36 protein-coding genes and 5 pseudogenes are annotated in these 24,430 nt (G+C 54.2%); 23 read left to right on the forward strand and 18 right to left on the reverse strand.

Annotated elements, in window-relative coordinates:
- Nucleotides 1-63 precede the first annotated feature (63 nt).
- Together JCM10550_RS13390 and JCM10550_RS13400 are read right to left on the reverse strand one after the other, a co-directional pair.
- A complete protein-coding gene (locus JCM10550_RS13390) occupies nucleotides 64-393 on the reverse strand; it encodes a rhodanese-like domain-containing protein (RefSeq protein WP_083475521.1) in 330 nt (109 codons plus the stop codon).
- Nucleotides 394-580: 187 nt separating this feature from the next.
- The gene (locus JCM10550_RS13400; protein WP_218185212.1) at nucleotides 581-814 is read right to left on the reverse strand and encodes a hypothetical protein; all 234 of its coding nucleotides are present in this window, start codon (nucleotides 812-814) and stop codon (nucleotides 581-583) included.
- A gap of 247 nt (nucleotides 815-1,061) precedes the next feature.
- Here JCM10550_RS13400 and JCM10550_RS13405 point away from each other — a divergent pair, with 247 nt between their 5' ends.
- The 10 genes and pseudogenes from JCM10550_RS13405 (at nucleotide 1,062) to JCM10550_RS13425 (ending at nucleotide 6,674) form a co-directional block, all read left to right on the forward strand.
- On the forward strand, nucleotides 1,062-1,508 hold the full coding sequence (locus JCM10550_RS13405; protein ID WP_281175410.1) for an NAD(P)H-dependent oxidoreductase subunit E: 447 nt from the start codon (nucleotides 1,062-1,064) through the stop codon (nucleotides 1,506-1,508).
- 11 nt (nucleotides 1,509-1,519) lie between these two features.
- A complete protein-coding gene (locus JCM10550_RS20770; RefSeq protein ID WP_218185213.1) occupies nucleotides 1,520-2,200 on the forward strand; it encodes a ferredoxin in 681 nt (226 codons plus the stop codon).
- Nucleotides 2,190-2,372, forward strand: a complete 183-nt coding sequence (locus JCM10550_RS25275; RefSeq protein ID WP_218185214.1) for a hypothetical protein — start codon at nucleotides 2,190-2,192, stop codon at nucleotides 2,370-2,372. Before JCM10550_RS20770 ends, JCM10550_RS25275 begins: the two co-directional genes overlap by 11 nt.
- Entirely contained in the window at nucleotides 2,317-2,829 is a 513-nt protein-coding gene (locus tag JCM10550_RS20780; RefSeq protein WP_218185215.1) for a hypothetical protein, read from the forward strand. The genes JCM10550_RS25275 and JCM10550_RS20780 overlap by 56 nt, the downstream gene beginning before the upstream one ends.
- Nucleotides 2,830-2,846: 17 nt before the next feature.
- Nucleotides 2,847-3,398, forward strand: coding sequence for an NADH-ubiquinone oxidoreductase-F iron-sulfur binding region domain-containing protein (locus JCM10550_RS20785; protein WP_218185216.1), 552 nt, complete (start codon nucleotides 2,847-2,849; stop codon nucleotides 3,396-3,398).
- A complete protein-coding gene (locus tag JCM10550_RS20790) occupies nucleotides 3,391-3,486 on the forward strand; it encodes a 2Fe-2S iron-sulfur cluster-binding protein (protein WP_218185217.1) in 96 nt (31 codons plus the stop codon). Before JCM10550_RS20785 ends, JCM10550_RS20790 begins: the two co-directional genes overlap by 8 nt.
- 126 nt (nucleotides 3,487-3,612) lie before the next feature.
- Nucleotides 3,613-3,972, forward strand: a complete 360-nt coding sequence (locus tag JCM10550_RS20800; RefSeq protein ID WP_218185219.1) for a 4Fe-4S binding protein — start codon at nucleotides 3,613-3,615, stop codon at nucleotides 3,970-3,972.
- The gene (locus JCM10550_RS20805; RefSeq protein WP_218185220.1) at nucleotides 3,935-4,138 is read left to right on the forward strand and encodes a hypothetical protein; all 204 of its coding nucleotides are present in this window, start codon (nucleotides 3,935-3,937) and stop codon (nucleotides 4,136-4,138) included. The genes JCM10550_RS20800 and JCM10550_RS20805 overlap by 38 nt, the downstream gene beginning before the upstream one ends.
- A 216-nt stretch (nucleotides 4,139-4,354) precedes the next feature.
- Nucleotides 4,355-4,849 carry a 4Fe-4S dicluster domain-containing protein gene (locus JCM10550_RS13420; RefSeq protein WP_062399858.1) on the forward strand — a complete coding sequence of 165 codons (495 nt, stop codon included), beginning with the start codon at nucleotides 4,355-4,357 and terminating at the stop codon, nucleotides 4,847-4,849.
- A pseudogene (locus JCM10550_RS13425) lies at nucleotides 4,849-6,674 on the forward strand (aldehyde ferredoxin oxidoreductase family protein). Before JCM10550_RS13420 ends, JCM10550_RS13425 begins: the two are co-directional and overlap by 1 nt.
- A gap of 40 nt (nucleotides 6,675-6,714) precedes the next feature.
- Here JCM10550_RS13425 and JCM10550_RS13430 read toward each other — a convergent pair.
- A pseudogene (locus JCM10550_RS13430) lies at nucleotides 6,715-7,963 on the reverse strand (tRNA(Ile)(2)-agmatinylcytidine synthase).
- A 49-nt stretch (nucleotides 7,964-8,012) separates the two neighbouring features.
- On the opposite strand from JCM10550_RS13430, the pseudogene JCM10550_RS13435 reads away from it, so the two are divergent.
- From JCM10550_RS13435 to JCM10550_RS13475, 10 genes and pseudogenes are all read left to right on the forward strand, one after another.
- A pseudogene (locus JCM10550_RS13435) lies at nucleotides 8,013-8,930 on the forward strand (transcriptional regulator).
- A gap of 34 nt (nucleotides 8,931-8,964) precedes the next feature.
- Nucleotides 8,965-10,656 (forward strand): thermosome subunit alpha, encoded by a 1,692-nt coding sequence (gene thsA, locus JCM10550_RS13440; protein ID WP_062399860.1) that lies wholly within the window; start codon nucleotides 8,965-8,967, stop codon nucleotides 10,654-10,656.
- Between the two features lie 354 nt (nucleotides 10,657-11,010).
- Nucleotides 11,011-11,217, forward strand: a complete 207-nt coding sequence (locus tag JCM10550_RS13445; protein ID WP_157200284.1) for a hypothetical protein — start codon at nucleotides 11,011-11,013, stop codon at nucleotides 11,215-11,217.
- Nucleotides 11,214-11,372, forward strand: coding sequence for a hypothetical protein (locus JCM10550_RS19110; RefSeq protein WP_157200285.1), 159 nt, complete (start codon nucleotides 11,214-11,216; stop codon nucleotides 11,370-11,372). Before JCM10550_RS13445 ends, JCM10550_RS19110 begins: the two co-directional genes overlap by 4 nt.
- A 2-nt stretch (nucleotides 11,373-11,374) precedes the next feature.
- Nucleotides 11,375-11,593, forward strand: coding sequence for a hypothetical protein (locus JCM10550_RS13450; protein WP_062399864.1), 219 nt, complete (start codon nucleotides 11,375-11,377; stop codon nucleotides 11,591-11,593).
- Nucleotides 11,594-11,601: 8 nt separating this feature from the next.
- Nucleotides 11,602-11,799 carry a hypothetical protein gene (locus tag JCM10550_RS13455; RefSeq protein ID WP_157200286.1) on the forward strand — a complete coding sequence of 66 codons (198 nt, stop codon included), beginning with the start codon at nucleotides 11,602-11,604 and terminating at the stop codon, nucleotides 11,797-11,799.
- A 451-nt stretch (nucleotides 11,800-12,250) separates the two neighbouring features.
- Nucleotides 12,251-12,580: a hypothetical protein gene (locus JCM10550_RS23415; RefSeq protein ID WP_245619218.1), complete on the forward strand. Its 330-nt coding sequence runs from the start codon at nucleotides 12,251-12,253 to the stop codon at nucleotides 12,578-12,580.
- Between the two features lie 35 nt (nucleotides 12,581-12,615).
- The gene (locus JCM10550_RS13465; protein ID WP_062399870.1) at nucleotides 12,616-14,280 is read left to right on the forward strand and encodes a PKD domain-containing protein; all 1,665 of its coding nucleotides are present in this window, start codon (nucleotides 12,616-12,618) and stop codon (nucleotides 14,278-14,280) included.
- Between the two features lie 41 nt (nucleotides 14,281-14,321).
- A complete protein-coding gene (locus tag JCM10550_RS23420) occupies nucleotides 14,322-14,825 on the forward strand; it encodes a PKD domain-containing protein (RefSeq protein WP_062399872.1) in 504 nt (167 codons plus the stop codon).
- 118 nt (nucleotides 14,826-14,943) lie between these two features.
- Complete coding sequence (locus JCM10550_RS13475) at nucleotides 14,944-15,204, forward strand: hypothetical protein (protein WP_245619220.1); 261 nt, start codon at nucleotides 14,944-14,946, stop codon at nucleotides 15,202-15,204.
- A gap of 118 nt (nucleotides 15,205-15,322) precedes the next feature.
- On the opposite strand, the gene JCM10550_RS13480 is transcribed toward JCM10550_RS13475, so the two are convergent.
- From JCM10550_RS13480 to JCM10550_RS25280, 13 genes and pseudogenes are all read right to left on the reverse strand, one after another.
- Nucleotides 15,323-15,580: a PEGA domain-containing protein gene (locus tag JCM10550_RS13480; protein WP_062399874.1), complete on the reverse strand. Its 258-nt coding sequence runs from the start codon at nucleotides 15,578-15,580 to the stop codon at nucleotides 15,323-15,325.
- Complete coding sequence (locus JCM10550_RS23425; protein WP_245619221.1) at nucleotides 15,577-15,894, reverse strand: PEGA domain-containing protein; 318 nt, start codon at nucleotides 15,892-15,894, stop codon at nucleotides 15,577-15,579. Before JCM10550_RS23425 ends, JCM10550_RS13480 begins: the two co-directional genes overlap by 4 nt.
- Before the next feature lie 133 nt (nucleotides 15,895-16,027).
- Nucleotides 16,028-16,438 carry a hypothetical protein gene (locus JCM10550_RS23430; RefSeq protein ID WP_245619223.1) on the reverse strand — a complete coding sequence of 137 codons (411 nt, stop codon included), beginning with the start codon at nucleotides 16,436-16,438 and terminating at the stop codon, nucleotides 16,028-16,030.
- 62 nt (nucleotides 16,439-16,500) lie between these two features.
- Nucleotides 16,501-16,770, reverse strand: a complete 270-nt coding sequence (locus JCM10550_RS17475) for a PEGA domain-containing protein (RefSeq protein WP_172673914.1) — start codon at nucleotides 16,768-16,770, stop codon at nucleotides 16,501-16,503.
- Nucleotides 16,701-17,300 (reverse strand): PEGA domain-containing protein, encoded by a 600-nt coding sequence (locus JCM10550_RS13500; RefSeq protein ID WP_157200287.1) that lies wholly within the window; start codon nucleotides 17,298-17,300, stop codon nucleotides 16,701-16,703. The genes JCM10550_RS17475 and JCM10550_RS13500 overlap by 70 nt, the downstream gene beginning before the upstream one ends.
- A gap of 80 nt (nucleotides 17,301-17,380) precedes the next feature.
- Complete coding sequence (locus JCM10550_RS19860) at nucleotides 17,381-17,509, reverse strand: PEGA domain-containing protein (protein ID WP_172673915.1); 129 nt, start codon at nucleotides 17,507-17,509, stop codon at nucleotides 17,381-17,383.
- A gap of 20 nt (nucleotides 17,510-17,529) precedes the next feature.
- On the reverse strand, nucleotides 17,530-17,907 hold the full coding sequence (locus JCM10550_RS19865) for a hypothetical protein (protein ID WP_172673916.1): 378 nt from the start codon (nucleotides 17,905-17,907) through the stop codon (nucleotides 17,530-17,532).
- Between the two features lie 90 nt (nucleotides 17,908-17,997).
- Entirely contained in the window at nucleotides 17,998-18,243 is a 246-nt protein-coding gene (locus JCM10550_RS13510; protein WP_062399886.1) for a 4Fe-4S binding protein, read from the reverse strand.
- Nucleotides 18,240-18,774 (reverse strand): annotated as a pseudogene (locus JCM10550_RS13515) (2-oxoacid:acceptor oxidoreductase family protein). The gene JCM10550_RS13510 and the pseudogene JCM10550_RS13515 overlap by 4 nt, the downstream one beginning before the upstream one ends.
- The gene (gene porA / locus JCM10550_RS13520; RefSeq protein ID WP_062399888.1) at nucleotides 18,774-19,895 is read right to left on the reverse strand and encodes a pyruvate ferredoxin oxidoreductase; all 1,122 of its coding nucleotides are present in this window, start codon (nucleotides 19,893-19,895) and stop codon (nucleotides 18,774-18,776) included. The pseudogene JCM10550_RS13515 and the gene porA overlap by 1 nt, the downstream one beginning before the upstream one ends.
- Nucleotides 19,889-20,770 carry a thiamine pyrophosphate-dependent enzyme gene (locus JCM10550_RS13525; RefSeq protein WP_062399890.1) on the reverse strand — a complete coding sequence of 294 codons (882 nt, stop codon included), beginning with the start codon at nucleotides 20,768-20,770 and terminating at the stop codon, nucleotides 19,889-19,891. Before JCM10550_RS13525 ends, porA begins: the two co-directional genes overlap by 7 nt.
- 97 nt (nucleotides 20,771-20,867) lie before the next feature.
- Complete coding sequence (locus tag JCM10550_RS13530; protein ID WP_245619225.1) at nucleotides 20,868-21,524, reverse strand: hypothetical protein; 657 nt, start codon at nucleotides 21,522-21,524, stop codon at nucleotides 20,868-20,870.
- 9 nt (nucleotides 21,525-21,533) lie between these two features.
- Complete coding sequence (locus JCM10550_RS25280) at nucleotides 21,534-21,656, reverse strand: hypothetical protein (RefSeq protein WP_281175407.1); 123 nt, start codon at nucleotides 21,654-21,656, stop codon at nucleotides 21,534-21,536.
- Nucleotides 21,657-21,969: 313 nt separating this feature from the next.
- Between JCM10550_RS25280 and JCM10550_RS19115 the strand changes: the two genes are divergently transcribed.
- Genes JCM10550_RS19115 through JCM10550_RS13545 form a run of 3 tightly spaced genes read left to right on the forward strand, consistent with a single transcriptional unit; the run spans nucleotide 21,970 to nucleotide 22,783 of the window.
- A complete protein-coding gene (locus JCM10550_RS19115) occupies nucleotides 21,970-22,173 on the forward strand; it encodes a hypothetical protein (protein ID WP_157200288.1) in 204 nt (67 codons plus the stop codon).
- Between the two features lie 56 nt (nucleotides 22,174-22,229).
- Nucleotides 22,230-22,577: a hypothetical protein gene (locus JCM10550_RS13540; protein ID WP_062399894.1), complete on the forward strand. Its 348-nt coding sequence runs from the start codon at nucleotides 22,230-22,232 to the stop codon at nucleotides 22,575-22,577.
- A gap of 11 nt (nucleotides 22,578-22,588) precedes the next feature.
- Nucleotides 22,589-22,783 (forward strand): hypothetical protein, encoded by a 195-nt coding sequence (locus tag JCM10550_RS13545; RefSeq protein WP_062399896.1) that lies wholly within the window; start codon nucleotides 22,589-22,591, stop codon nucleotides 22,781-22,783.
- 130 nt (nucleotides 22,784-22,913) lie between these two features.
- On the opposite strand, the gene truA is transcribed toward JCM10550_RS13545, so the two are convergent.
- A complete protein-coding gene (truA, locus tag JCM10550_RS13550; protein ID WP_062399898.1) occupies nucleotides 22,914-23,705 on the reverse strand; it encodes a tRNA pseudouridine(38-40) synthase TruA in 792 nt (263 codons plus the stop codon).
- Nucleotides 23,702-24,381 (reverse strand): annotated as a pseudogene (locus JCM10550_RS13555) (PHP-associated domain-containing protein). Before JCM10550_RS13555 ends, truA begins: the two are co-directional and overlap by 4 nt.
- Nucleotides 24,382-24,430 lie beyond the last annotated feature (49 nt).

A 24,430-nucleotide genomic window follows, 5' to 3' on the forward strand; every position in this document is an offset into this window, starting at 1 on the left:
GAAAAAATTGAGGGTTATTTCCGGTTTATCTTCACCCGGTACAGAAATCTCGCCTATCTCCGGCTAGATCTCTTTCCCGACAGCCACCGGGTATCCGGCATCAGTCCATGCAGCATAATTCCCTTCGAGGCGGTGTACCGGGTTGAACCCTGCATCCACGAATGCCTGAGCACCGGATATACTTGCAGCGTCCGTGTGGCAGTAGATGAGATACGGACGGGATTTATCCATGGTCTTCAGCTCTGTTTCCAGGGTTGCAAGCGGCTTATTCACCGCACCTGCAATGTGGCCTTCGAGATATGCGGAAGAGACATCAACGATCACGATCCGCGACCCGGTGGCATCAATCGCATTTTTTGCCTGCTCTGCGGTCACATTCCTGTACCCCCGCATCTCAACCGGGTTGCCGGCATCCGTCCATCCCGCGAAGTTTCCCTCCAGCCGGTATACCGGTGAGAAACCGTTTGCAACAAAGGTTTCCGTACCTGTATGCTCGCCGTGTCACTGTGACAATATATGAGATATTCCCTGTCCCTGCCAAGATAGGTGAGTTCCTCTTCCAGAGTTGCCAGCGGCATGTTCACCGCACCGGGTATATGCCCTGTGCCCATACGGGCGAGACGTCAACCACCAGGGTGGATGCCTTCAGCACAAAGGTTGACGCTTCCTCTATAGTCATATTCGAGTATCCGGGGGGGAAGGGCACCCCATCCGTTACTTCTCCCGTATCCGCATAGTCTGTACATCCGGCTGCGCACATCGCACATGCTGCCGCAATTATCACTCCCCATTGAATCATTTTTGTTCGGTCCATTCCCATCACCGCCACAATGGCTGAGCCCATAGATGTCAGGTAAAGTATTATATGTTGTCCTGATCATCGAGTCCCCCCCTGATACGCAACCGAAGGTGTGTGGGTGAGGCAATGGTCTTTGAAAAATTGTATGTAATACGGTGGATTTCAATAATGCGTGACATGAAGCGAGGATTAATGAGGAGCCATCATGCAACAGAGTGAGTGTATGAGGTGATGAAATACGGAATCTCTTACTGAATCAATAATAACCTCCTATCCCGCAGAGTCTCGCTATCTGCTTGCAATTCTGCAGGATATTCAGGAGAAGGAGCATTATATCTCTGTGGATGTGATGCGAGCAGTTGCCGCGTACCTGGATGTGCCTGAAAGCCGGGTTTACAGTGTCGCCACGTTCTACAAGGCACTCAGCCTTGTTCCTCTCGGAAAGAACGTAATAAAAATGTGTGACGGTACGGCATGTCACATCCGGGGGGGGTCGCCTGAGATACTGAAGGCATTTGAGAAGGAACTGGGGGGGATCAGCAACGGAGAAACCACTGAAGATGGTCTGTTCACCCTGCAGACAGTAAACTGTCTGGGTGCCTGTGCACTTGCACCCGTGGTGACCATAAACGATCGCGTCTTTGGGAAGGTCAGGGTAAAAGATGTGCCGGGCATCATACAGGAGGTCCTTGAAGATGAAACTGAATAGTCCGAAAGCCCTTGAAGAATATCGTAATTCTCTCCCCCCCCAAGAGGCGGGGTGCTCCCATACGTATCCGTGTCTGTGCAGGAACCGGTTGCCTTGCGAGCGGAAGCCAGGCGGTTTATGATGCATTTGTTGCGGAAGCAGAGCACCATGGCATGACAATAAATGTGGATTTTGCCGCTGATACCACCGGATGTCATGGCTTTTGTGAAAACGGTCCGATTGTGCAGATAGACCCGGCGAATATTTTCTATCAGCATGTCAAGCCGGATGATGTCCCGGAGATCTTTGAGAAGACCATTGTGAGAGGGGGGGAAGCTGTGCAGCGTCTGCTCTATCGTGATGCAGCCACAAAAACACGGTGCAGAAGCGAAGAGGAAATCCCCTTCTATGCTCACCAGCAGAGAATCGTCCTCCAGAGAACCGGGCATATCGATCCGACGGATATCAATGACTACATCCGTGAGGGTGGCTACGCAGGTCTTGTGAAAGCACTCTCCATGAAGCCCAAAGAGATCGTGGACGAGGTCATTGCATCGGGCCTGCGGGGGGGACGCGGCGGCGGTGGATTCCCCGTAGGCATAAAATGGGAGTCTGCCCGGATTGTGGAGTCCGAACAAAAATATGTCGTCGCAAACGGGGGGGATGAGGGAGACCCCCGGTGCCTTCATGAACCGGAGTCTCATGGAAGGTGATCCGCACAGCGTTATTGAAGGAATGATCATTGGTGCCCGGGCTGTCGGATCCGGGAGTGGCCACATCTATGTCCGCGAAGAGTATCCTCTTGCGGTCTCAAATCTCAGGCGGGCAATTGCTGAGGCACAGCGCTTGGCCTGCTGGGTACCGATATTCTCGCAGCGGGTTTGATTTCGATATTGAGATCACCCGTGGAGGCGGAGCCTTCGTATGCGGTGAATCAACCGCCCTGATGGCATCCATTGAAGGTATGCCGGGTGTGCCACGGGTGAAATACATCCGTTCCACAGAAAAAGGGCTCTGGGATGCCCCCCCTGCCGTGCTCAATAATGTGGAGACATGGTCCGATATTCCCACGATTATCCTCAACGGTGCCGCATGGTATGCGGGAATCGGGATTGAGAATAACAGCGGGACCAAGGTCTTCTCGCTTGTAGGCAAGGTAAAAAACAGCGGTCTTGTTGAAGTGCCGCTGGGAACACCCCCCCTGCGCCGCATCATTTTTGACATCGGTGGTGGGGGGGTGATGAACAACCGTGCATTCAAGGCAGTGCAGTCCGGCGGTCCGTCCGGGGGGGGTGTCTGCCGGAGTCCAAACTGGACACTCTGGTTGACTTTGACCATCTGAAAGAGGCAGGGGGGGCCATGATGGGGGGGTCGGGTGGCCTGATCGTCATGGATGACCACACCTGCATGGTCAATGTAGCCAGTTACTTCATCGATTTCCTTGTGGGAGAGTGTTGTGGCAAATGTACTCCCTGCCGGGAAGGTCTGCGTGCCATGCAGGTGCTTCTCCACGGCCTGACATCGGGAACGGCCAAACCCGGGGGGGACGTGGCTCTTCTGAAAGAGATCGCAGAATCTGTACGCGACACTGCTCTCTGTGGTCTGGGTCAGACTGCAGCGAATCCGGTGCTCTCGACGATGGAGTTCTTCATGGAGGAGTATGAGGAACACGAGAAAGAGGGGGGGTTCTGCCGGGCAGGAGTCTGTTCAGACCTCTATGTCGTCGCAGTTGACCCGGAGACATGCACCGGATGTGGTATGTGTGCACGGGTCTGTCCGGTAGATGCCATAACCGGTGAAAAGAAGCAGGTGCACATTGTGGATCAGGGAGCCTGTATCACCTGTGGATCCTGTGTGGATGCCTGCAGATTTAATGCCATCCTGATTGAGCGGAGGAAGGCCGATGACTGAGATGATTGACGTAACCATTGACGGGAAGAAGGTGACCGTGGAGAAAGGCACAAAGATCCTTGCAGCAGCAAAAGAACTGGGGGATTGAGATTCCTACCCTCTGCCATCATGAAGCCCTCCCTCCGGATGGCAACTGTCGTCTCTGTCAGGTGGAGGTAGAAGAACGGGGGAAGCGGAAACTGGCTGTAGCTGCATGTATCCTGTCCGTGGGCCGATGGAGATATTCACCGATACCGAACGGGTGATGGATGCCCGCCGGTCGGTCATTCGTCTTCACCTGAACCGGTGTCCGCAGGCAGAAGTACTGCAGAGCCTTGCTCGTGAGTATAACATTGAACCGCTGGATGAACGTTTTGTTGCAGAACATGACGATCTCTGTATCCGGTGCGGCCGGTGTGTCCGTGCCTGTGAGGCACTCGGGAACAACTGCCTCGGTTTTGCCGGGCGTGGATGGGACCGAATCATTGTGCCACCGTTTAATGAACCTCCGGTGGGCTGTCTTGGCTGTGCCTCCTGTGCAGAGGTCTGCCCGACGGGTGCGATTAAGGTCCGCGAGGAGGGGGAATATCTGTGAGATCTGGGGACGGGAATTCAGGCTTGTCCGGTGTCCGGACTGTGGTGAATACTTTGCGACCGAAGAACAGCTGGAGAAGGCGGATACCTGTGGGGGGGCAGGAGTTCCCGACCTCTGCCCAAGGTGCCGGAAACGGGATGAGGCGGGTCGTATAAAGCCTGTGTGAGAAGGGGAAAAACGTACCCCCCCATCCACCAATATTTTTGCTTAACAATACCTGTGGGTAAAAAAATGTTTATTGATCATTTCCCATCCTATTATTGATTTCGGGTGAATTTCGGCCGTTTTTTGATTTCATTCATGAATACTTTAATTACGTTGTCAGGTAATTTGAGGATTGTAATGATCTGATAACAGAATCCGTTACAGGAGTTGAAACCCAATGGAAAATACCAGTAAACTGCTGATGATCACCCCTGAGAAGTGCATCAGCTGCGGAACGTGCGAACTGGCCTGTTCCCTGGCCCATGAAGGGGAGTTCAGACCTTCAAAATCAAGAATATCCGTATACAGGTTTGAGATGGGAGTCACCATCCCGATGACCTGTTTCCAGTGCGACAGCGCTGCCTGTGTCGCCGCATGCAGGACCAGTGCACTGGTAAAGGATACGGAGAGTGGAATCGTCAATATCAACAGCGAGAAATGTATCGGATGCAGGATGTGTGAGATGGCCTGCCCGTTTGGTAATATCGCCTACAATGCGGTCACAAAGACACCGATGAAGTGTGATCTCTGTGGCGGGGGGGATCCTGAATGTGCGAAATATTGCCCGACACATGCCATTGAATATGTGCCTGCAGATGCAGCAGCGATTAGGAAAAAGTATGACTTTGCAGCAAAAATTGCCGGAGCAATAGGGGGGGAGGCGAAGATATAATGTATGGCTGGACAGGCACTGTGCTCCGTATCAACCTGACGGAAGGCACAGTACAGAAAGAACCTCTGAGAACAGATGATGCAGAACAGTATATCGGAAGCCGCGGTCTCGGAAGCAAGTACTTTGTGGATGAAGTAGACCCGACAATCGATGCACTGGGACCGGAAAACAAGCTCATTTATGCGACAGGACCTCTGACCGGCACAATGGGTGTCTCCACAGGACGTCATGACATCATCGCGAAGGGGCCACTGAACAATACCCTTGCCGCATCCAACTCAGGCGGATACTTTGGCCCGGAGGTCAAGTATGCCGGATATGACATGGTCATATTCGAAGGAAAGGCAGAAAAACCGGTCTATGTCTATGCCTACAATGGCAGTGTCGAGATCCGGGATGCCGCACACCTCTGGGGGGGCAAAAATGTCCCTGACACGACTGATATTCTGCTCGCAGAGACCGACCCTGATGCAAAGGTCAGCTGTATCGGCCCTGCAGGAGAGAACCTTGTCCTGTTTGCGGCCATAATCAATGATAAGCACCGTGCCGCCGGGCGGACTGGTATCGGTGCGGTGATGGGCTCAAAGAATCTCAAGGGATTTGTAGTCCGGGGGGGTACCGGCGGCGTAAAGGTAGCAGATCATGCTGGATTTATCAAATCCGTTCAGGACGGACGAAAGAAAATTACGGATAACCCGGTTACCTCAGCCGGTCTTCCGGCATTCGGAACAAATGTGCTCGTCAATATCATCAATGAAGTAGGGGGACTTCCCACCCGCAACTGGCAGGAGGCATACGATCCGGAAGCAGAGATGATCAGTGGTGAAACCCAGGCAAAGGAGAACCTCGCCAGTGCCAAGGGCTGTTCCGGCTGTGTGATTGGCTGTGGACGGGTAGAACAGGCCCACGGAAAATTCGCATCTTCCGGTGAGGGACCCGAGTATGAGACCACATGGGCCTTTGGCTCCGACTGTGGGGTGACTGATGTCAATGCCGTGCTGAAGGCAAATTTCCTCTGCAATGATCTGGGGCTTGACACCATTACCATGGGCAGCACCATCGCCTGTGCAATGGAACTCACCGAGAAGGGAATCATCGACCGTGCAACGACGGGCACTGACCTGCGGTTCGGAAACGCGGATGCCATGGTCGAGATGGTCGAGGCGACAGCATACCGGACCGGGTTCGGGGATGCCCTTGCCGAAGGATCATACCGGCTGGCAGATTCCTATGGTCACCCGGAACTCTCAATGACCGTGAAGAAACAGGAGATGCCTGCCTACGACCCGCGTGCCATACAGGGCATCGGTCTTGAGTATGCCACCTCGAACCGTGGCGGCTGCCATGTCAGGGGGGGATATACCATTTCTCCGGAGGTGCTTGGTCTTCCGATAAAGATGGACCCGGCCACTGTTGAGGGGGGGAAACCCAATATTCTCAAGATATTCCAGGACTTAACGGCGGCACTCTCTGCCTCGGGTACCTGTCTTTTCACCTCGTTTGCGATTGGCGGTGACGATATTGCAGCTGAACTCACGGCAGCAACCGGTGTCACCTATACCGCAGATGATGTCATGAAGATTGGTGAGCGGATCTATAACCTCGAACGCCTCTTCATCATGAAGGCAGGCTACACCAAGGCTGACGACACCCTCCCGCCACGGTTGCTGAACGATCCCATCCCCCCCGCAGGACCTTCCAAGGCACGGTGAGCCATCTCGGTGAGATGATGCCGGTCTATTATGAAGAACGCGGCTGGGATGAAGACGGTGTACCTACGCCGGAAAAACTTGAAGAGCTGGGCATCTCCGCCTACGCTCTCTAAAAATTATTTTTTTGTTCGAGCCGGAAAAACCGGCAGAGAATTATGCAGGGGGTATGCCCCCCCGGCAGAGAGGCTTTGCCAGGTGGCGGCGTGCAGACGGCGGGACTTCATACCAGCCGGGCGATACCGTCCGGGATTCATGGACTGTCTCCGGTTCCTCTGCCCGTGTTTTACACCGGCGGCATTTCCATCCTTTATCGACACCGTCACTCTTCATTCTCTTGCCGCAGGAGGGGCAGAGGGGCGGGCGCTGCCGGACAATCTCCGGGCAGGAGATGATCCGGATCTTTTCCAGATTGATGCTCTCGTTTTTGTAACTGCCGCAGATGAATATTTCATCACCCGGTGCAAGGCCGCGGATGATGTCACGGAATCCTTTGGTCGGTTCGTATGCCATACACCGTACCTCTCCTGAGGTATCGCTGAGGAGAAACGAGACATGTCCCCCCCGCGTCCGGTCACGGGGGGGGTATCTGCAACAACTCCGGTGAGGCGGTATGAGCATCCATCGACAATCGATGCGATGGTTCCCTCCAGCAGGTGGGCGTCCGTCCCCTGGTTGGTATGATAGATAACCTCCATGACCGGTTTCTGGGAGCGCACGTATCCGCGAGCTTTCGTCACCCATTCCGGGGATTCTCCGCGAATGCCGAAGATGACCGGATCGGGGGGGGTATGGGGGGGAAAACAGACGATGCAGTTGTTTTCTGTGTCCACGGTGTCCCAGGTATGGGGGGGAAGGTCTTCTCTTCTGCGCGAAAGAGACTTTCTGTCTCGACGGTTCGCTCCCCCCCTTTGTCGGTATGATCGCGGTATGCCAGGAGTTCCCAGGTCATATCGGCCTGTTCTGCTGCAATACCCGCAGTTGCCCCCCCGATGATGCCCCCCCTCCCGTTCTTCCATTTTTTGACCCGGGCCCCCCCTGCCGCATGGCAGACGGCTTCTGCCTCTTCAATGGTGCAGAATCCGGTGACCGCCTGGTGATAAAACGAGACCGGAAGCTTTTTTTCAGCTACTACCAGGCCGGGGTTTGTCTTTTCCTCATCAAATTCCGCCAGTTCTTCAATACATGCCGATGCAATCCGGAATGCCTCGTCCGCGTCTCCCTCTGCCTCAATACAGATGGCTGCGTTCCCTCGTGTCTTATATATTACATTAGGATTCAGGCGGACAAGGCGCTGCCCGGTTACCCGTATTCCTGACTCTCTGAGCCGGTGTATAAGCACAGCTCCGAGATATGTGGTGCACATTCCTGCCGGAGAGTCAGTGTCATCAATGCCGATACGCATAAAAGCCACTCTTTATATGGAGTTCGCTGCTATAACAGTTTATAGCCAGATGTCATATGAACGGTTACTCCAGAGAGTCACAAGTGTTCTCATTATGGCAGGATATGCCGTATCCGAACGATGTGGAATGCGTCCGCGAAGTTTTGATCTGATTGCGCGGAGGGATGACGAACTTCTTGTCATCAAGGCAGTGGTGCACATAGACAGCATGAGTGAGGAGATCGCCCATGAACTGGCGGCGATTGCACACTTCCTTAAGGGAAAACCACTGGTTGTCGGTGAAAAAGCCCGGGATGCCGAGCTTGAGCGGGGGGGTGCGGTATACCTGAGGTACGGTATTGTCTCCACCAGTGCGATGACGCTGTATGACCTGTTCGTCGAAGAAGTACCCCCCTTGTCTATGCACAGCCGGGCGGCCTGTACGTAAATATCAATGGTGGCCTTCTTCGAACGCTGCGGGAAGAATCACGTATGTCACTGGGGGGGGATCTTGCCTCCGCTCTGGGGTGTCTCACGGCGGACCATATCGAAGTACGAAAGCGGGATGGGCACGACCCTTGATATTGCCTGTCGTATGGAAGAGATCTTTGATGCAGCACTGGTGGAGGCTATCGATCTCTTCTCTCACTCAAATCCGTTTGAGGACGGAACAGAGGAACCCTCAAAGGAACATTCTCCCGGTTTCAGCCGGATAGGGGTGGAGTATTTCAGTACCCGGAATGCACCCTTCGAGGGTCTCGCGTTCTATGGTGACGATACTATCCTCACCTGTTACGGTCCTGCGCAGAAAGTGATGCGGCGTGCAGCCCTTATCGCGAATCTCTCAAATATCACCAATTCACGTGCGGTATGTGTGATCAAAGGTTACAATAAACAAAAGAGAATTGGTATTGCTCTGATTATCGGAGAGTCCACATTCGCGTCCCTTGAGTCGGGATCAGACCTGATCCATCTGATCGACGATTGACAATATTTATATAGAACTACAAACCTATTTTTGTATCGCATTTGGTAATAACTATGGCAGCAAATCTTGGAGCCAGCCGATTTTCATTCTGAAAGAAGGCAGCCAGAGGACCCGCGGGCGCGATGCACAGAGCTCTAACATCGCAGCCGCAAAAGCCGTTGCAGGTGCCGTTCGGACCACCCTCGGCCCGAAAGGCATGGACAAAATGCTTGTTGACACTATCGGTGATGTCGTCATCACGAACGATGGTGTGACCATCCTGAAAGAGATGGACATCGAGCACCCGGCAGCAAAGATGATGGTCGAAGTCGCAAAGACCCAGGACGATGAGGTCGGCGACGGAACAACAACCGCGGTTGTTGTTGCAGGTGAACTCCTGAAGCGGGCAGAGGATCTCCTCGAGCAGGATGTCCACCCCCCCACCGTCATTGCACACGGATACCGTCTCGCAGCAGACAAGGCACAGGAACTGATCAAGGACATTGCAATCGAAGTGAAGGCTGACGATGTTGAGATGCTCGGAAAGATCGCCGACACCGCAATGACCGGCAAGGGTGCAGAAGCCGCAAAGGAAAAACTCTGTGACCTCGTCGTCCGCTCTGTCACGATGGTCGCTGACGAGGACAACACCGTTGACACCGACTTCATCAAGATTGAGAAGAAGGTCGGCGGCACTATCGATGACTCTGAGATCATCGAGGGTGTTGTGATTGACAAAGAGCGTGTTCACCCCCCCGGCATGCCAAAGCTTGTCGAGAACGCAAAGATCCTGCTCCTCAACGCTCCGGTCGAGTACAAGAAGACCGAAGTTGACGCAGAGATCTCCATCACCAGCCCTGACCAGCTCCAGATGTTCCTTGATGAAGAAGAAAAGATGATCAAGGCAATCGTCGAGAAGATCATTGCCTCCGGTGCAAATGTCCTCGTCTGCCAGAAGGGTATCGACGACATCGCACAGCACTACCTTGCAAAGGCAGGCATCCTTGCAATCCGCCGTGTCAAGAAATCTGACATGACCAAGCTCTCCCGTGCAACCGGCGCATCCGTTGTCTCTTCCATTGACGCAATCGAAGAGTCTGAACTCGGTGCATCAGGTCGCGTTGAAGAGAAGAAGGTCTCCGGAGAGGAGATGATCTTTGTGACCGAGTGCATCAACCCGAAGGCAGTGACTCTCATTGTCCGCGGTGGCACAGAACACGTAGTCGATGAACTCGACCGTGCACTCGAAGACGCACTCCGTGTGGTCTCCGTTGCAGTGGAAGACAAGAAGTTCGTCGCTGGCGGCGGTGCACCTGAAGTCGAGATGTCCCTGCGTCTCCGTGAGTACGCAGCAACCGTCGGCGGCCGTGCACAGCTTGCAATCGAAGCATTTGCAGCAGCACTGGAGATCATCCCCCGCACTCTCGCAGAGAATGCAGGTCTTGACCCCCCCATTGACATGCTCGTTGAGCTCCGCTCAGAGCACGAAGCAGGCCGCAAGACCGCAGGTCTTGATGTCTTTGATGCAAAGCCTACTGACATGCTGGTCGCAGGTGTCATCGAGCCAATGCGGGTAAAGACTCAGGCAATTGCATCCGCAGCTGAGGCTGCTGTAATGATCCTGCGTATCGACGATGTCATCGCATCCTCCGGTGCCGGCGCCGGTCCTTCACCTGAAGAGATGGCTGCCATGGGCGGCATGGGTGGCATGGGTGGCATGGGCGGAATGCCGCCCGGCATGATGTAATACCCATCCTTTAAAAAATCATATCTTTTTTTATTGTTCCGGTTCCGGAATTTTTGCCTGTCTCGTTTTTTGTTTATTCAGACCGGGAAGACATCATGCACCGGCCATGCTGGTTGTTGACTCCGGCAGTGTCCAAAGGAATGGATATCATAAACCGCAGCCTTGTCTGGCACCGTTAAGCGGTGGGTGACAAAAAAACCGGATGGAGACCAGAGCTCTTTTTAGGGATTTATAAAGCAAAAAGGCATCTCCGGATGGTTCTCTTGGGGGGGGAACCGTATGTCGTGAACCGTAAATAGGGGGGGAAAACACCATTACTCCCTACCGAAAAAAGAGTAATGAGGAGAGAAAAATATGCATCGTATGTATAAGATCATCGGTATTCTGTGCGGGGGGGTGCTTCTGGCGACAGCAGCTCCGGCTGGTGCATGGACTTCCGGTATTGATGTCACAACAGATCAGACCACCTTTGATCTGGAGTATGGAATAGAACCAAATACTACGGCACAGGCGGACAATGGTGTGGACGACCCGGTGCCCCCCCTCCGGCAATCGGGATGACGAAGTTTGCCTATTTTGTCACCGACGGAATTTTTAAAGAACTCTATGTCGATGTCCGGCCCGAGGCAGGATGGCATCTGTATGTACAGTCTGATGAGAACTCCTCGGTTACCTGGGACAAGCCCCCCCGGTATCCCTCAGTCTTACGCCGGTGAGCGTGGTTGGCAGTGACCTCGTCTCCCGACAGGCGGTGGATATGGGTGCACAGCAGAGTCTCTCTCTTGAGCCCGGTATCCATTATCTTACGATCACGGCGACAGGAGCCGGCAGTGAATCGGTGAATCCAAGTGGTATCACCTATCATCCGCCCACCGTGGAAACCGCAGCACCAACCCAAATTCCAAGGGATACGCCGGTGCCCCCCCGACACCGGTGAAAACTGCGGTGCAGACACCAAAAATCAATGCAGCGACTGCAACAGCCACAGCAATTCCGGTGTCCACCGGAAACGGTGAACCGGGGATGACGGTGGCAGTACCCGCAAATACCACACCCACGCCCACCCAGTCTCCGATTTCGGCAGCGATTCTGTTTGCAGGGGGGGCAGGTATATTTCTGGTAAGCTATTTAAAGAAACAATAGATTTAAATTAAAATAACACCACTAAATCTTTTATAGCTGACGCTCACTTATAGTGAAGTGGAGAGGTTTTGAATGAGAAAACAATTAGTAATGCTTCTGGTCGTACTGGCGCTCCTTGCGGTGCCGGTGGCAGCAGAGGAAAAAACTGGAGTTACACTCTTACGTCTGATGCATTTTTAGCAGACACTTCGTTTGGGTGTAATTTGTTAGCAACGGATGGCGTTGACGGATTTGATCTGGAAAACATACCTCCCGCCCCCCCCGTATATGTATTTGATGGGTATTTTTCCATATCCGGGAGTACTAAGAAATTTAAGGATGTCCGGAATGCAAAGCTGACGCCACCCACGATTCGACAACGTTTAATCTCGAGGTCTTCAGTAATGCAACCCACACGATTACATGGGATCCGGCAACCGCCGCTCTTCTTCCGACAATAAAGACGATTGTGATGGTCAACGACACGAATCCGGCTGAGAGTTATAATCTCATGCAGGCTGGTTCAGTCACACACGGACCATCCCAGAAAGTCGGCAGTATTTATATCCCTGAATTATACACCATCACTGTCACCTATGAGCTGCCCGCACCCGTTGCAGCCTTCACCGGTGATCCAATCGTAATCAACAAGAACGAGGCAGTCACCTTCACCGATACATCCACCCTGTCGGACTCATCGACAGCTGGGCCTGGGACTTTGGGGGGGATGGAGTCGGCACCTCAACCGATCAGAACCCGGTCTATACCTACACTACATCCGGCACCTACAACGTCAGCCTGACGGCAACCAATGAAGCCGGATCCGATGCTGTAGTAATGACGGATTACATCACCGTGCGCTCAGACCCACCGGTGGCAAACTTCACCTTCGCCCCTGCAGCTCCGCAGGCTGGTAATCCCGTCACTTTCACCGATACATCCACCGGTACTGTTGATACCTACCTCTGGGACTTTGGTGACGGTGCAACGGCAACCATCGCAGACCCGGTACACGCCTATGCAGTTGCGGGCACCTACACCGTGAACCTCACGGCAACGAACAGCGGCGGTTCAACCTCCTTCCAGGACACCGTGACCGTCTCTGTGCAGGACGCACCGGTGGCGTTATTCAGCGCCGATCCGCTCTCTGTTGAGGCAAACAATCCTGTTGTATTCCATGATGATTCCACAGGATACAACATCACCGCCTGGGCCTGGGACTTTGGAGATGGAGTCGGCACCTCAACCGAGCAGAGTCCGTCCTATGTGTACACCCTTTCCGGCATCTACAATGTCAGCCTGACGGTCACCAACGCTGGCGGATCGGACACGATGACGAAAAATAACTATATCACGGTCACCGGACCTGCACCCGCTGCATCGTTCACGGCCAATGTGACGACCGGTGAGAAACCCCCCCTGACCGTCACCTTCACCGACACCTCACAGGCATTTGCCGGTGCAAGCATTGCCAGCTGGGCCTGGGACTTCGGCGATGGCGTGGGCACATCAGTCCTTCAGAATCCGACCTACACCTACCCGGCCTCGGGCAGTTACAATGTCGTTCTGACTGTGACGGATGACGCAATCGTCCCGGCATCCAACACCTCCGCACCGACCAATATCATGGTCGCAGGGCCTGCCCCCCCGGTGGCAGACTTCAGCGGTACACCCACCCTTGTCAGCGTGATGAACGGTCCCGTGCAGTTCACCGACCTTTCCACATCTGCTGACTTCAACGTGACGACATGGAACTGGGTATTTGGTGACGGCGGAACATCCGCTGTGCAGAACCCTGCCTATCTCTACCCCCCCGCAGCAGGTACCTACTCGGTCACTCTTACCGTAGGTGATGACCAGGTACCGGCAAAGACGAACACCACGACCAAGACAGACTACATCGAAGTTGTCAATGCACCGACCGCTGACTTCACCTGGCCCGGCATGCCTGCTGTTACAGAAGGATACAGCCCGGTAACGGTCACCTTCACCGATGCATCCATTGCAGACGGCAGTGCGGTTCTCAGCAGTTGGGCCTGGGACTTCGGCGCAGCCGGATCTTCCGCAGTGCAGGCACCTGGTGCAATCAGCTTTGTCACCCCCCCTGGCTGGTATGATGTCTCCCTGAATGTCACCGATAACGCCGTTGGATATGATGTCGAGACCAAGCAGCGTATCGTCCACGTCATGAATGCATCACCGGTCGCAGGGTTCACCACCGATGTAACAACCGGCGACGCACCCCCCCTTGCAGTCACTTTCACCGATGCCTCCACCGGTGTAGTTGATACCTATGCATGGACCTTCGGCGACGGCGGCACCTCAGCACTGGCAAACCCGGTATACACCTACACCACCGTTGGTGTCTGGAATGCCTCCCTGACGGTCACCAATGACGGTGGCAGCGACACCTTCGGCCCGGTCTCAATCAATGTGACCCAGCCTCCGGTGCCTATCCCTGACTTCACGGCAAATACCGTCTCCGGGCGTTCCCCCCCCTGACCGTCCAGTTCAATGAGACAATCACCGGCAACTGGACGCACGTGCTCTGGGAGTTCGAGGACTCGGGAACCGTCTTTACCTCAACCGAGGCAAACCCCGAATTTACGTTCCACCTGATCGGCGGACACACCGTCAGCCTGACCGCGTACAACGACGCGGGCAGCATGACAGAGATCAAGCTTGACTACATCAGAGTTTCATTACCGGTATCCGATGGTGACTCCGGTGATTTAAGCAGCGGAACAACCCCCCCGACCGCGGAGCCAACTGCGGTTCAGACCATCAGACCTGATGTGACTCCTGTTGTGACCTCGGTGCCAACCGAACCAACGCAGGTTGTAACACCAACCGAGACCACAGCACCGGTGACCCCGGTGCCCCCCAACCACGACAGACACACCCGTTCCCACAACCACTCCCGGCTTCGGGATCATTGTGGCAGTCCTCGGATGTGTAGCAGCACTGGTGGTCATCCGCCGGTAATGCTCTGTTCATCCCCCCCGTTATCATGGGGGGGAGAACCCGTAATGAACAAGAGGGAGTGATCTCAGGATCACTCCCTGCATTCTCTTTTTTTGTCTCTGTTATCCGGTCATTTCTGCATCCGTTTCATCTACCGGCATACCCGGAAGGTATTTATGGCGTGCCCGTATATTTCCGCATATGACAGAGGATTTCATCCGGATGTGCTACCCGACCACCTGCTACAACTGTGGGAAAATGGTTGATCAGGAGATCACGGCCTCTTCCTCACGCTCAGAGGTTGTCTGTTCAAATTGCGGTGCGACACGGATATTTGTACCGCGGTTTGAAGAACCGGCAGCACCCGGTGAATTCACTCCCGTTGAGTGCTATGATATCTGGGATCTGCTGGCTGATGCCACCTGTAAAAACTGTCATGTCACGGTCCCCCCCACCGTCTGATCATCGGGTGCAGGAACTTTTCCACGCACTGTGAGAACTGTGACTATACCCACTTCTTCCGGTTTGATGTGGAATACATCCCCCCCGAGCGTGACGGGCCAAAAAAGATTTGATCCTTTTATTTTTGCTGCCTGCGGCACCTGCCGGTGACAAACAGCGTGGCTATCATCAATGACAAAATGAGAGGGATGAGAGAAACGGATGAATGCTCAGAGGCAGGCAGGGGCTGCATTGTTATCTCGAGTGTCCGTGTCTCTCCGGATGAGAGCACAACCGACCCGAGATAGTCCCGATGGCCGGTATCTGTCAGCTTTATCTGGTGTACATCCGGGGTCAGGTTGGTTACGGTAACAGGCGTTATACCCCCCCGGTTCACTGAATCGATGTATACCGCCGCCCCCCTACCGGCGATGATCTGAAGGAGAGCGTACCCGGCATATTCTGTTCTCCTGCAGATTTGAGGGACACCGTTACCGGTGTCGTCTTAATCTCTGTTATCGTGACGTGTCTGATGATGTCCGTGTAGCCGTTCTTTTTTATCTCAATTGTATGCGGACCGGTGGAGATGTTGTCTGCTGTCAGCGGTGTTTTCCCATAGTGCTGACTGTCAAGGTAGACATCCGCACCTGTTGGATCTGAGTCCACCGACAGGGATCCGAATGTACCTTCTTTCTTCAGGGTGACATCCATTTCACAGGTATCATCTGCTGAAATGACAACACTTTCCGACCATGTCTCATGCCCCGGAGAGATAAGCCGTATCCGGTGTGTGCCGGGAGTGACACCGGTTATCGTCTGTGGGGTGATACCGTGTTCATCTCCGTCAACAAAGAGTTCGGCTCCCGATGGGGATGACGATACCCGAAGACTTCCGGTATTCTCTGCTAATGGAACCAGGGTTAAAATGAGGGAGACGTGCTGCAGTTCTCCGGCTGTTCTGGGGGAGAGCGGTTGTAGCGTTCCGGTAGCCATCCATATGGACTGTGACCCGGCGATACGGCCTGCTCTTTGCAGAGACTACCTGCACGGTCAGTTTTCCTTTAGAAATATCTCCCATGTATTCATTGTCAAAGAAGACGGCGGCTCCGTTCACGTCCGCATAGATGTCATAGTAGGATATCACTTCCGGATCTTCTTCTCCCATTACCGGGACGGTGCAGCAGAGACATATCAGGATTGTCAGAAACAGGTATGTGCGGGAGGATGGCATCGTAATCAATGAAATCAATGCCATGATCCTTATTTATATCTGTTGACCATCCCGGTATGGTGCCTGATGAAAAATCGTTGGGAAGATTATGGTTTTTTCTTTCCCGACCTGCAGAAAAAAACTATGCTGCAGCAGATTAGGGAGAGTATGCCTGCAGAAATGCCTGCCGGGGGGGACTGTTCGGGTATGGGTGCAGGGTCGAGAGTGATGTCAAGCGAGGCGGTTTCCCCCCCTGCGGCGAGGTCACCCGATGCGGTGTGATCATGGTATCCGGTAAGGGTCACTTTCACCTCATGTACACCGGGTGATATGCCGGGTATGGTAAGGGGGCTGACCCCGGCCAGGATATTATCCACATAGACCGTTGCCCCCCCGAAGGAGCGGATGTCACTTTCAGGGATGCGGTGGTGATGTCAGGAGTCACTGGTGAAAGCGAGAATGATACTGGTGTGGCAGCACCTGCATTGACTGTGGCCGATGTCACCGCGTCGCTATAGCCGGTCAGGGTGGCCTGTACGGAATATCTTCCGGGTGTAAGGCCACTGATGACGAGAGGGGTTCCGGGTGTGGTCTCCCCCCCATGGTAGATGCCGTTTACCGAGATGGATGCATAGGCAGGGTTTGATGTCACCTGAATCGAGCCGGTGGAAGGAGATGGGATCTTCTTCAGGCTCTTTGATACCGTTGTCACCTGGTCGGTATAGATTCTCACCCGCATCACCGAATCCTCGTATCCGGCCTTCGTCAGTTCAAGATCATGCAGGCCCGCCGATACCCCCCCGCCGATGGTTTTCGGGGTCGTGCCATAATAGATCTGATCCAGATAGATGGCAGCACCGGAGGGGTTTGAACTCACCGAGAGGGTGCCCAGTTCCTGTTTCTGCACGAGCACCGCCGTGACCGTATTTGTCTGTCCTGCGGTGACCCCCCCTGCTGTCTGTGACCACGGTTCGTACCCGGTATGTGTCAGCTGAACCAGACTGTTACCGGGGGGGCAAGGCCGGTGACCGTCTGCGGCGTGGTGCCGTAGTAGACACTGTTTACGTATACTGCCGCACCCGATGGCGATGAGGAGACATAGAGCGATCCGGTCACCGGCTGAACCGGGTTTAGAGTCAGGTAGACGGACGTGTGCTCCCCTTCCGGCGGGACCGGCGGCAGGGTCCGTTGTGTTGTATGATACCCGGTCTTTGCCGCGGAGACCACCGAATACGGCGTTGCGTGGTATGCACCGGAACGGTCAGAAGTCCTCCTGCCGTCACTCCCTGGAATTCCTTGTCAAAGGAGATGGAAGCCCCCCCGTCGACATTGGTATAGACATCGTAATAGGAGATTCCCTCCCCCCCCGGCAGATGGGTGGGTATTGGTGCCGGGAGAATCGTTGCATCCGGTTCACCCGGAAGCACTGCGGTGTCATCTGCAAGAACCGGTCCCGTCATCCATCCAATGATACAGACGATACCGATGAGAAATACTACGGAGCGGGATATCATGGTAATCACTCGCTAATACCGTGTTGCACTATAAAAATATGTTCGTTCCTGAACACGGGAAAATAGGGAAAAAAAGGGACTAAAAGTTTTTCAGTCTTCTTCCCGGATCATTTTGAGGGCCTTTTTAGGGCACTCTTCGGCGCATATCCCGCAGCCTTTGCAGTAGTCCAGATCAATTTCGAGATCGACACTGATTGCCGCATCCGGACAGTAAAGACGGCAGAGACCACATTTATTGCATTTCTCTTCATCAATGATTGGCCGGAAGGTCCGCCATGTACCGGTCTTTCCTGCCGCACCTTCCCCCGGACGGGAGATTGCCAGTTTTGCACTCATATCTTCAGCTCCTCATAGGCACGCAGTGCCGCTTCAACATTTCGTTCGTCCCTGAAAGTCTCCGAGATTACCTGCTTTGCAGACTCCCGTGATATCACGCCCAGTTTCGATATGGCACCGATAAGAGGGGGGGTGTTGAGAATTGGGTTTCCGGCAAGCACCAGATCAAGGGAGAGGGTAATCCCGGTCAGGTCGACCGGATAGGTCCGGTGCCCCCTCCACCTCGGTCCCTGCCTGGCTGTTTATCAGCACTTCCCCGTCCGGTTTGATGCCGTGCAGCACATCAACCAGTTCCATGATGGATTCATCAAGGACGATGACAAGGTCGGGATTGCGTATCTGTGAATAGGTGCGGATGGGTTCGTCATCGATGCGGATGAACGAGACCACCGGCGCACCCCCCCGGCGCTCGGCACCGTAGAGCGGTGTTGCGGTGGCATGTTTTCCGTCCAGGAATGCCGCGTAGGCAATCAGTTTTGCTGCGGTTACTCCGCCCTGTCCGCCGCGTGAGTGCAGGCGTATTTCAAACATCAGTCATCCACCCCCCCGAACCAGTGTTCTGTTCCCGGCTTTCGTATCCGGACAAACTCTGCAATATCATCAAAGGTCACTTCCTGTCCGCCCAGACCTGCGATCACACTGAACGGATTGCAGTTGCATTTGGCCTGGAGTTCAAGGGCAACAACCCCGCCATATCCGAATGAATAATCACGGTCAATGACGACCACGTCTTTTCCGTCAAGGTCAGGGGGGGTAATGAACGGGCGGAACCAGCGCATGCGAACCGCGCCTGCCGCAATCCCTTCGTTTCGAAGAATATCAACGGCGACTTCCATCTCCTTGCCCAGCGTGCCCATCGCGATGATGACCACGTCTGCATCCTCCGTGCGATACTCCTCATAGAGGTGGTACTCGCGCCCGAAGCGGCGTGCAAACTCAGCCTCGGTCTCTTCAATGATTGGAATGGATGCCTGCATGCCGCGTTCGATATCGTAGCGGAACTTGAAATGGGTATCTCCGGGTGTCAGCGTGCCGTAGCCGCCGGGGGGGTTATTGATATCAATGGCATGGGGGGGTTGCCGTCGGCGGGATGAAGTCCCCCCCGGTTCGACGGTCTCAAACGTCTGGGTGATATGCGTCAGCAGGAACCCGTCAAGGTTGATCATCACCGGAAGAAGGACATTGGTATGCTCTGCAATCCGGAACGCCATTATCGTGGCGTCATAGGCTTCCTGTACGGTTGAGACATAGACCTGCAGCCAGCCGGTGTCACGCATCGATATGGAGTCGGAATGCTCCGCACCGATGTTCCACCCCCCCGGCCCGATGGCACGGTTTGCATTTGCCATGACAATCGGGAGTCTCGCACCTGCGGTCATATGCAGCATCTCGCACATGTAGACCAGTCCGTGGGAACTGGTCGCGGTGAACGTCCGTACGCCGGTCGCAGCAGCACCGATACAGGCTGCCATGGATGAATGTTCGGATTCAACCGGAATGTAGCGTGCGGCAAGTGAGCCGTCCGTTACAAAGTTTGCAATCTCTTCGACAATTTCTGTCTGCGGGGTAATGGGGTAGGCTGCAACAACCACCGGTTTTGCATCCCTGACCGCCATTGCCACCGCTTTGTTGCCTGTTCCGAATGTCAGCATATACCATCAACCTCCCGCTGGAGACGGGCAATCATGTCATCAACGGTCTTCTGGACCTCTGTCGTTTCCTCAGGGGTGATCTTCCTGAACCGTCCCTGCACGGAGAGATAGTCCTCGACCGGGATCCGTTTCTTCATCGCCGCCTTTGAGGCACCGGTGATGGTGAGTTTCCCGTTCTCGCGTTCATACAGCACCCAGAGACCTGCCTTCACGGCAAGTTTTCCCATCTCAACGGTCTTCTCCGACGGGAAGCGCCAGCCGGGAGGACAGGGTGCGAGCACATGCATAAACTTCGGACCCGGAATGGAGAGTGCCTTTTCCACCTTATTGTAGAGATCCTGCGGATAGGCGGCACAGGCGGTTGCCTGGTAGACCGGGTTGTGTGCGGCCACGATTGCATCCAGATCTTTCTTGTGATCTTTCTTGCCACCGGGAGTGGTGGTGGTCATTGCGCCCAGCGGAGTTGCTCCGGACCGCTGCATGCCGGTATTTGAGTAGGCCTCGTTATCATAACAGATATAGAGGAAATCGGTCCCGCGTTCGAGCGCACCGGAGAGTGCCTGTATGCCGATATCGATCGTGCCGCCGTCACCGGCGTAACAGATCACGTTTGTCTTCCGTCCCTCTGCACGGAATGCCTCACTCATTCCTGATGCAACAGCGGCAGCAGAAGCAAATGCGACATTGTAGACGGGCAAATTCATTGCGGTTGTGGGGGGGTAGACTCCCTGTATCACGCTGGTGCAGCATGCCGGGATCACAAGCACCGTATCCGCTCCTGCAGCTTTCGTCACATAGCGCAGGATGAGGGATGACGGGCACCCTGCACACGCAGATGTGGTTTTGAGTAAAAACTCTTCATCAGGTATGGCCATGGTATCCAGTCTCTGTAGGAATATTTCACATGAATAATAATGAAGTATTGGTTTGATCCTGCAGCAAAGTGGTCGGCATGCCGTCCGTCAGTCGTCACTACCGGGGGGTGAGATCGATCACTTCATCCGTAAAAGTGGAAAGATGGGTCATCAGTGTCGGGTCCAGCCCGTTTTCAACGGCAATGAAAAATCCCGACATACCCAGAATTGACAGTTTACTCGTCATGAAATGGGTAAATTTCGATATGTCTCCGGATGACAGGTAAATAAGCATCGTAGTGATGCTGTCCAGAATCACACAGATTCGGGTGCCTGCAAATTCTTTCAGCATCTCGCTGATTGCCACACTGAGGTTGGTGAGGTTGCGGGGGGGATTATTGATGAAGACCGCACGGTCAATGTCCTGGGGGGGCAGAGTGCCGAGCGCATATTTTGAGACCGCGTCAATGAAGATGATCGTATCAAGGTCTATGTCGTTTTTCAGATAGGTTCGTTTCAGGATCGGCGAGGGCTGATTGAAGGTGATCATGATTATTTGGTAGTGCAGGTCCTGAACCTCCCGTACCAGGCGGATATTGTTCTCTTTCAGTTTGGATGCCGATGAGAGGACCAGAAATGAATCTCCTTCGTCCAGTTTTTCCTCCGTAATCGTGTTCATTCCTGAATCACATTCCTCCTGTATGCCCGGGGGGGCATCATATCCTTCCTGTGATGGTTGCGTATCCTGAATCGTTCCGCCGATCGGGTATTCCATATCGTTCTTTCACTCTTCCGGGTTGCCGTTGCCCGGTTCGGTTTCACACAGTCGATTCCTGAGCTCTGTTTCCTTCAGAGTCCGCGATGGCCGGTATTGATCCATTCCCGGTGTGCTCCGGAACCGCATCATTGGCATCATCCGGCATCAGAAGAACCCGATTGATGGAATCCTGATTTCCTTTTTTGGAGATATTTTGTAATTTCTGCTCATATACCGATTCTAATGGGGGGGCAGACGCTTTTCGGTACCCCAGGTGTCCCACCCTTTCGAAAATGCGAATCACCGTATATGAAAATTGCCCCCCCATCGGTATCGACCCCCCCCGGTACTGTCTGAAGTATATATAATAAAATTACATAAATGTGCAGGTGCATCCCTAAAATCATTCGGGACTCAGAAAAGTATCTGTCTCAAACACATCGAAGGGAGTAGCCTGTCTGTTATGGCAATGATTCCGGACATGGGAGCAGTTGTCGGTGACAAAATAGCATTCTCATTGGTTCGGCCGGGGGGGTCGGCCCGGATGCCTGTTGTCCCCCCCCTCTTTGGCAGCGATGATTCGTTGTCCGGTCAATGGAGTTCCCCCCCATTGGCGCGTATGATTCGGGTATCAGGATCATCAATCCGGTTTTATTTCAGGAATTAATAAATACCGTGAATACGGTGTTTCATATACAAGATTAAACGGGGTGAAATAAGAATATGGCTGAAGAACAGGAGAATAATGTGCCCTCGCCGGTTGAACCACCGGAGGAGGCAGCACCACAGAAAGAGACCCCCCCTGCCCCCCCTTCTCCCGATACTACGGGAATATCCGAGGCAGAACGGCAGAAGATCATTGAGGAAGAGCGGGAGCGGGTGAAAAATGAGCAAAAACTCCAGGAAGAGGCGGTAAAAACTTATAAAAAGGAACATAACAAGGGATTTGGACTGGTTAAAGGTCTGCTTGTCCTGCTTGTTCTCGCCGCTGTGGTTGTGGCCGGGGGTATCTTACCTTTACGGCCTATGGAAACCAGAACCCCCCCTGGGGGAACACATATCCGTATGTAGCCACGTATGACGTGCTTTTGCCGGACAGTTCTGAGGTCTTCTTTGGGAATGTGCCGGTCCTTGCCGTCGGTTCAGGGAATGAAGTGACCCTGAAGATCGGAAACGAACGTAAGATTCTCACCATTGGTACACCCGTGGAGTTCCCTCCGGCCCATATGACGGTGAAGGTGTACGGGATAACCTGCGGGAGAATGATTACCACCTGACGATCACCTATCGGGGGGGTCTGGTGGAGAACCGTCTGAATTTCCTGGTCTCTGCCCGCACCTCTGAAACACCGATGTCATCCTGGATGACCGGGCTCATTGTTCCTTCCAAGGCAACCGTGCGACCGGTTTAATCCATCATCCAATTTACTTTTTTCATTGTTTCAAAGAACCGCGTACGTTCCGGTGCTGCATCTCTCATGCTCCCGGTACCCTTTAGCGGGGTGAACGGGATACCGCAGTCGATATCCCAGAGAATCAGCCCTTCCGGCGGGGCGGGGGTGACGTGGCGCATACCGGGCGTTGCTTTGAGCAGGGCGGTCATGTCATCAGCGTTGAGTTCATCTCTGCCCATGGCAATGATGGACGATACGATGCAGCGCACCATATTCCAGAGAAATCCCGGTGCCGTGATCTCATAGATATAAAATCCGTCTTCAGCATGAATATGTGAGGACAGAATGGTTCTCTCAGGATTTTTGCCGTCCAGACGGGAGAAATGGCTGAAGTTATGAGTGCCCGTCAGCAGGCTTGCTGCCTCCTGCATGCGGTGCGGGTCTGTGGACCCGTCATCATAGATGTAATACCGGTAGGTGCGGGCCTGTGCGTTATATCGCGGATGAAAGGAGTCGTCCGTCTCTGCCCATCCGCTGCACTCGCAGTCCCGTGGCAGGATATGGTTCAGGCGTGCGATGGCACGCTCCGGGCAGGGGGGGGTGGTAAAGGCACAGATCTGTCGGCGTGCATGGACACCGCGATCGGTTCTCCCGGAGAACGCAAACCCGGCCTTGCGCCAGTCGTCAAAAAGGCCGAGGTCCCGGCAGGCACCGATGACCGTTCCTTCCACCGTACGGAGACCGGGCTGCATCTGTGAGCCGTAGAAATCCGTCCCGATATAGGCAACCTGAAATGCCAGCCTCATCGATGAATCCGCCGGGTAATTCTCCGCTTGGCACCCCCCCGCATGGACTGCCGGGTATAGGTGCGAAGAGGCGTCATCCGTCCGTGGATACTGCACTTTCCCTCACGGATGGCCTCAAGAATTGCCGGGATCTCGGGTGGTGCGTCCACGAGTGTCACCCCCCCGTATCCCACATACCGTGCATTATGGGCGTCACTTCCCGCCACACAGGGTTTCCCGGACTGTGCCGCTTTCCGGGCGGCTTTCCGGTTCGCGGCACCCGTGATGTAGCGGCTGTTAAACGATTCGACCGCATCCGCCATCGCGATGGCGCTCTTCACTTTCAGGGCGGCACCGTGACGCCATTTGTGGTAGGGGTGCGGGATGATGCAGAGCGCCCCCCCTGCCGCACGTGCCCGTTTCACACTCTCGGCAAATCCGAGGTCGGCAGGAATTTTCTCTGTGATGCCCAGAGCTATAAGGTGGCCGTCAGCGGTGGATATCTCGATTCCCGGAATGACCAGCACCGGTGAATCGCATTTCAGGGCATACACGGCACCGTCAGTGGTGTCATGGTCGGTGATGGCGATGGCATCAAGGCCCCCCCGCTCTTCCGCCCGTTTCAGGCATGCCTCTACACTGCTCTCCCCCCCGTCATGGAATAATTGGTGTGGACATGCAGGTCGCATTGCAGCATCAGATCAGTACCTTTTTTCATTCATGGCTAATTAAAGTGAATCGTGATA

This window comes from Methanogenium cariaci JCM 10550 (assembly GCF_001315945.1).
Classification (GTDB): domain Archaea; phylum Halobacteriota; class Methanomicrobia; order Methanomicrobiales; family Methanomicrobiaceae; genus Methanogenium; species Methanogenium cariaci.

Bases quoted from the DNA above. Each gene is read 5' to 3' on its own strand.
- JCM10550_RS23415 (WP_245619218.1), top strand. From the start codon at position 12,251: ATGGTCAACGACACGAATCCGGCTGAGAGTTATAATCTCATGCAGGCT.
- JCM10550_RS13465 (WP_062399870.1), top strand. From the start codon at position 12,616: ATGACGGATTACATCACCGTGCGCTCAGACCCACCGGTGGCAAACTTC.
- JCM10550_RS13475 (WP_245619220.1), top strand. From the start codon at position 14,944: ATGACAGAGGATTTCATCCGGATGTGCTACCCGACCACCTGCTACAAC.
- JCM10550_RS25280 (WP_281175407.1), bottom strand. From the start codon at position 21,656: ATGATGCGGTTCCGGAGCACACCGGGAATGGATCAATACCGGCCATCG.
- porA (WP_062399888.1), bottom strand. From the start codon at position 19,895: ATGCTGACATTCGGAACAGGCAACAAAGCGGTGGCAATGGCGGTCAGG.
- JCM10550_RS13445 (WP_157200284.1), top strand. From the start codon at position 11,011: ATGCATCGTATGTATAAGATCATCGGTATTCTGTGCGGGGGGGTGCTT.
- JCM10550_RS23430 (WP_245619223.1), bottom strand. From the start codon at position 16,438: ATGGCATTGATTTCATTGATTACGATGCCATCCTCCCGCACATACCTG.
- JCM10550_RS13510 (WP_062399886.1), bottom strand. From the start codon at position 18,243: ATGAGTGCAAAACTGGCAATCTCCCGTCCGGGGGAAGGTGCGGCAGGA.
- JCM10550_RS13540 (WP_062399894.1), top strand. From the start codon at position 22,230: ATGGCTGAAGAACAGGAGAATAATGTGCCCTCGCCGGTTGAACCACCG.
- JCM10550_RS23425 (WP_245619221.1), bottom strand. From the start codon at position 15,894: ATGGATGTCACCCTGAAGAAAGAAGGTACATTCGGATCCCTGTCGGTG.
- JCM10550_RS20785 (WP_218185216.1), top strand. From the start codon at position 2,847: ATGATGGGGGGGTCGGGTGGCCTGATCGTCATGGATGACCACACCTGC.
- JCM10550_RS13400 (WP_218185212.1), bottom strand. From the start codon at position 814: ATGGACCGAACAAAAATGATTCAATGGGGAGTGATAATTGCGGCAGCA.
- JCM10550_RS13390 (WP_083475521.1), bottom strand. From the start codon at position 393: ATGCGGGGGTACAGGAATGTGACCGCAGAGCAGGCAAAAAATGCGATT.
- JCM10550_RS25275 (WP_218185214.1), top strand. From the start codon at position 2,190: ATGGAAGGTGATCCGCACAGCGTTATTGAAGGAATGATCATTGGTGCC.
- JCM10550_RS13420 (WP_062399858.1), top strand. From the start codon at position 4,355: ATGGAAAATACCAGTAAACTGCTGATGATCACCCCTGAGAAGTGCATC.
- JCM10550_RS19110 (WP_157200285.1), top strand. From the start codon at position 11,214: ATGACGAAGTTTGCCTATTTTGTCACCGACGGAATTTTTAAAGAACTC.
- truA (WP_062399898.1), bottom strand. From the start codon at position 23,705: ATGAGGCTGGCATTTCAGGTTGCCTATATCGGGACGGATTTCTACGGC.
- JCM10550_RS13530 (WP_245619225.1), bottom strand. From the start codon at position 21,524: ATGGAATACCCGATCGGCGGAACGATTCAGGATACGCAACCATCACAG.
- JCM10550_RS19865 (WP_172673916.1), bottom strand. From the start codon at position 17,907: ATGATATCCCGCTCCGTAGTATTTCTCATCGGTATCGTCTGTATCATT.
- JCM10550_RS20790 (WP_218185217.1), top strand. From the start codon at position 3,391: ATGACTGAGATGATTGACGTAACCATTGACGGGAAGAAGGTGACCGTG.
- JCM10550_RS13525 (WP_062399890.1), bottom strand. From the start codon at position 20,770: ATGGCCATACCTGATGAAGAGTTTTTACTCAAAACCACATCTGCGTGT.
- JCM10550_RS19115 (WP_157200288.1), top strand. From the start codon at position 21,970: ATGGCAATGATTCCGGACATGGGAGCAGTTGTCGGTGACAAAATAGCA.
- JCM10550_RS20800 (WP_218185219.1), top strand. From the start codon at position 3,613: ATGGAGATATTCACCGATACCGAACGGGTGATGGATGCCCGCCGGTCG.